The organism is Paraburkholderia sp., from assembly GCF_034668105.1.
Lineage (GTDB): Bacteria > Pseudomonadota > Gammaproteobacteria > Burkholderiales > Burkholderiaceae > Paraburkholderia.
This window is the reverse complement of record NZ_JAXDPY010000608.1, coordinates 1-3,544: the sequence shown is the minus strand read 5'-3', so window position 1 is coordinate 3,544 and position 3,544 is coordinate 1. Positions and strand designations below refer to the sequence as shown.

Annotated in this window: 6 protein-coding genes; 4 read left to right on the top strand and 2 right to left on the bottom strand. The window is 60.7% G+C overall.

The window, feature by feature from the left end:
* Both ligD and QOC89_RS26815 read right to left on the bottom strand, forming a co-directional pair.
* Window positions 1-922 (bottom strand): non-homologous end-joining DNA ligase (ligD, locus tag QOC89_RS26820; RefSeq protein ID WP_323047794.1); only part of this gene is annotated, 922 nt, incomplete at its 3' end.
* Window position 923: 1 nt separating this feature from the next.
* Window positions 924-1,220 carry a hypothetical protein gene (locus tag QOC89_RS26815; protein ID WP_323047793.1) on the bottom strand — a complete coding sequence of 99 codons (297 nt, stop codon included), beginning with the start codon at window positions 1,218-1,220 and terminating at the stop codon, window positions 924-926.
* A 289-nt stretch (window positions 1,221-1,509) separates the two neighbouring features.
* Between QOC89_RS26815 and QOC89_RS26810 the strand changes: the two genes are divergently transcribed.
* The 4 genes from QOC89_RS26810 (at window position 1,510) to QOC89_RS26795 (ending at window position 3,202) form a co-directional block, all read left to right on the top strand.
* Window positions 1,510-1,854, top strand: a complete 345-nt coding sequence (locus QOC89_RS26810; protein WP_323047792.1) for a hypothetical protein — start codon at window positions 1,510-1,512, stop codon at window positions 1,852-1,854.
* A 20-nt stretch (window positions 1,855-1,874) separates the two neighbouring features.
* Window positions 1,875-2,363 (top strand): hypothetical protein, encoded by a 489-nt coding sequence (locus tag QOC89_RS26805; protein ID WP_323047791.1) that lies wholly within the window; start codon window positions 1,875-1,877, stop codon window positions 2,361-2,363.
* Between the two features lie 90 nt (window positions 2,364-2,453).
* Window positions 2,454-2,648 carry a YqaE/Pmp3 family membrane protein gene (locus QOC89_RS26800; protein ID WP_114158394.1) on the top strand — a complete coding sequence of 65 codons (195 nt, stop codon included), beginning with the start codon at window positions 2,454-2,456 and terminating at the stop codon, window positions 2,646-2,648.
* A gap of 245 nt (window positions 2,649-2,893) precedes the next feature.
* Window positions 2,894-3,202 (top strand): H-NS histone family protein, encoded by a 309-nt coding sequence (locus tag QOC89_RS26795; protein ID WP_323047790.1) that lies wholly within the window; start codon window positions 2,894-2,896, stop codon window positions 3,200-3,202.
* Window positions 3,203-3,544 lie beyond the last annotated feature (342 nt).

The window sequence follows — 3,544 nt, the reverse complement described above, 5'->3', positions numbered from 1 at the left end:
GCGTCCACTCCAGGAACGAGCATTCAACCACGATCGAGGGGTCAAGCCACAGATAGTCGCGCTCTTTTTCCGCCTTCGGCGGATTGTAGAAGGCGGCTGCCTCCCGGCGCTCGGATTCTGCCTGGGTCAAAAAGGCGGACACAGCGCGAGTGGAGAAGTACGGTCTGACGCTGCCCGCATACCGCAACGAGCCGTCTTTCTCGTACACGCCAAGCAACAATGAATGGACGCCGGAGCGCGCGCCCTTCGCACGCGTAAAGCCGCCGACGACAAATTCCTGGCGGAGCTGGCACTTGATTTTGATCCAGGCCGGCGACCGCCCGGAGCGGTAAGGCGCGTCGCCGCGCTTGCCGATGATGCCTTCCAGCTTCATCTTGCACGCCGACGCGACGAGCGAGACCGGGTCCTGCGGAAAGTCTTCGGAGAAGCGGATAGCGTCGGACGTCTGCTCCGCCATCAGATCCCGCAGCAGCGCCCTGCGGGCTCGCAGCGGTTGCTCGCGGAGGTCGGTTCCGTTCAGCCACAGGATGTCGAAGAAGAACATGACGATCTCCGCCGTGCTGCGTCGATCAAACGCGTTCTGCAACGCGTTGAAGTCCGGCTGACCACTTGAGTCGAGCACGACGGCCTCGCCGTCGAGCCACGCGTCGTCAATCTGAAGTTCATTGCAGGCTTCCGCGAGACGCGGCATCCGGTCTGTCCAGTCATGACCATTGCGCGTGAAGATGGTCGCGACGCTACCCTCGATGCGGGTCATCACGCGGTAGCCGTCGAATTTGATTTCGTAGGACCAGTCACCGCCCTCTGGCGGACGGTCGACCAGTGTCGCGAGTTGCGGCTGGATCAGCGCGGACAGGCCAGTCCCGCCGCCTCGCTGCGGTACGACTACCGCTTTAGCCCGCCCCCGGCTCCAGCGTCCCATTTCACGCACCAGCCTCGTGCGGCGGCGCATCGATCAGCCACTGCTTCACCTCCGGACGGCTGCTGAATACCGGCTGCGAAACCCAGTTTTCGAACGTCGGTCGCCAGTCATCCCAGACATAATCGTCAATGTCGAACTCTTCCTCAACGACGCCAGTCCCGCGCTCACCCAGGAAGGCGAAGACCACTGAGTAACCGTTCCAGTAGGCGACCATGCAATCATTCAGGTCAGCAGTGGTGCCCACTGGCAGATCCCGGAGCATCATTGCAAGCTGGCGTACGAAATCCTGACGTTTCATAAAGTTCTCTCCCCTTCGCCCGGGCCGTGGGCGAAAACCCGAATTTTAGGGTGCGGCCATCGCCCTTGCGCAGCACTCTCCATACCGGCGAGCTTTTCGCCCGGCCGGCATTCAGTTTCGGCCGATTCCCGCCGATAACCAGTGAGTCGCAATCCGCTCCGCGCCAACGCAGCTTTTCTCGGTACCGGCGGGGAGCGAACTTGACAACCTGTTCGCGCCAGTAAGATGAAATGACATCTATCGGGGTAATTATGGCGCGACACGACCGCATCGCATCACATCTGACAGCATGAGCAAGCATCTCAAGACCACGGCAATCAAGGGGCTGATCGTTGGCTCTTTCATCGCTGTCATTGGCCTGCAAGGCGCAGCACCCGCCTCTGCGAAAGAGCGCGGCACGCGCATCGGCTGGCATGTCCGGCAGCCTGCACGGTTCATCGTCTCCGGCGTATTGCGAAAAGACGGAACGCCGGACGTCATCAAGCCGATCCACGCCATCATTGCCGCCGACGACGGAGACGCTGCCGTGGCGATGTTTTCCGGGACAGCGCGGAAACAATATCCGGGCTACACGCTGATCGCAACGCTTGCTTCGCCGGTGCCCGCAGCAGGCACGTGCGAAAACAGCATTTAAGTCTTCGACGCAACACATCAATGCCCGTATCGAAAAAGCGCAGGAAGCTGGCCAACGTGAGCGCCGAGCAGGCCACAAAGAAGCGACTGCTGACGTCACCGCTTGCACGCGCCGAGGCAGACCGCATAGTCCTGCATATCCGCGTTGGCCTTGAAGCGATCCGCTCAGGCCACCGCGATGAAACAGCATTGCTTAACCTGCAGTCGGTGATCCTGCTCACTGAAACGCTGACGGCCGAAGGGCGAGGTGCCTTGTCGTTGGACATGATTCGAGACACTGGCCGGCGCATTGTTCATTTACTGGAAGAAGGCAAGGATACGGAGCCTTGGACAGTGCCTGCCGCGTTTAGCGACGCCCTGACAGCGATCGTTAACGAATACGACCGGATGATGCATCAGGTGCCGTTGCAGGCCGTGCTTGCCGCCACCGGAAAACTGGAGCGTCTCGAGGAAGAAGACCCGCAGTATTTCCGTTGCATGCGCGACGACGATGCCCGCTCAGCTGACTGACGTGCGTTCCACGACCGCTTTGTGGCGAGCGTTCGCCCAATGGCCAGCGAGTCGCTGGCAGTTTTTTACCTTAACCACACAAGGATCAAAATGCGTTTGTTGCTTGCTCTCGTTTTCCCGTGGCTGCAGTTCTTTACTATCGGCCGCCCCTTTGCGGGAATCATCTGCCTGCTGCTGCAAATCACACTGATTGGCTGGATTCCGGCTGCAATCTGGTCGGTCTATGCGCTGAGCCAGTACAAGACCGATCAGAAGATCGAGCGCGCGCTCGGGTCTCGCGGTTGAATCAGCCACTCAACGCGCCCAGCGCACGAGACACAGCATGTCTGATGTAGATACACAGACGGAATGGAAACAGGATTCGCCCTATGGCTGGTCGCACGCAAGCGGCTGGTCCATTGGGCGATACGTCGTCGCAGGCGTATCGCATTTCATGCTTTTGGCAGGGTCGCGACCACCGGGGCAAGTTCGCAAGCCTCGAAGCGGCTCAGGCAGAGCACCGCCTGCTGACGAAAGCATAGGAGAAGTAGATGTCGAGTTACCTCAAGCTCAAGACAGAGCTCGCAGCGCTGGACCTTCAGATCGACATAGCGCTCGCCCGTGAAAAGGCTGCGGCGATTCGCGAGATCCAGGCAAAAATCGAGGAGTGGTGCATCCCACTGCGCGACCTTCAGCAGGCGCCGGGCGGTCGTCAATCCCGCGTCAGCACGGCCGGCACGCAAGAACCGAAGTACAGAGACCCGTCAAGCCGGGCCACCTGGAGTGGCCGCGGACGCGCGCCCGGCTGGCTAGCTGGCAAAGACCGTACCGCATTTGAGATTGCATCACCCGCGTCTTGACCCGCAAACCCAGCAGCGCATAGCCGGTTGGCCGCCGCGGCACCCGTTTCCATGCTGCTACCATTGCGCCAAGCCCGCTGACTTGTGGCGGGCGATTCAACGGAGCGATAAACAGAATGGCGTCAAGCCGAAAGCGCGCAGGCGACAAAAAGATGGCGCGCAGGCCACTTACCAAAACGAAGCTTTTGCCGATGAACGCCGCACTGGCGCGCGACCGGTCACTCTCCTGTCACGTGGCGCTGGACGGCTGGCGTCGGGGCCACGGGAACCGCCGCATCGTCAATGAACTCACACGAGCCACCTACATGACGTGGTTCCTTCAGTGCGCCGGTTATGGCGACG

Excerpts from the sequence above, each read along its gene's own strand:
- QOC89_RS26815 (WP_323047793.1), bottom strand. The coding sequence starts at position 1,220 with ATGAAACGTCAGGATTTCGTACGCCAGCTTGCAATGATGCTCCGGGAT.
- QOC89_RS26805 (WP_323047791.1), top strand. The coding sequence starts at position 1,875 with ATGCCCGTATCGAAAAAGCGCAGGAAGCTGGCCAACGTGAGCGCCGAG.
- QOC89_RS26795 (WP_323047790.1), top strand. The coding sequence starts at position 2,894 with ATGTCGAGTTACCTCAAGCTCAAGACAGAGCTCGCAGCGCTGGACCTT.
- QOC89_RS26800 (WP_114158394.1), top strand. The coding sequence starts at position 2,454 with ATGCGTTTGTTGCTTGCTCTCGTTTTCCCGTGGCTGCAGTTCTTTACT.
- QOC89_RS26810 (WP_323047792.1), top strand. The coding sequence starts at position 1,510 with ATGAGCAAGCATCTCAAGACCACGGCAATCAAGGGGCTGATCGTTGGC.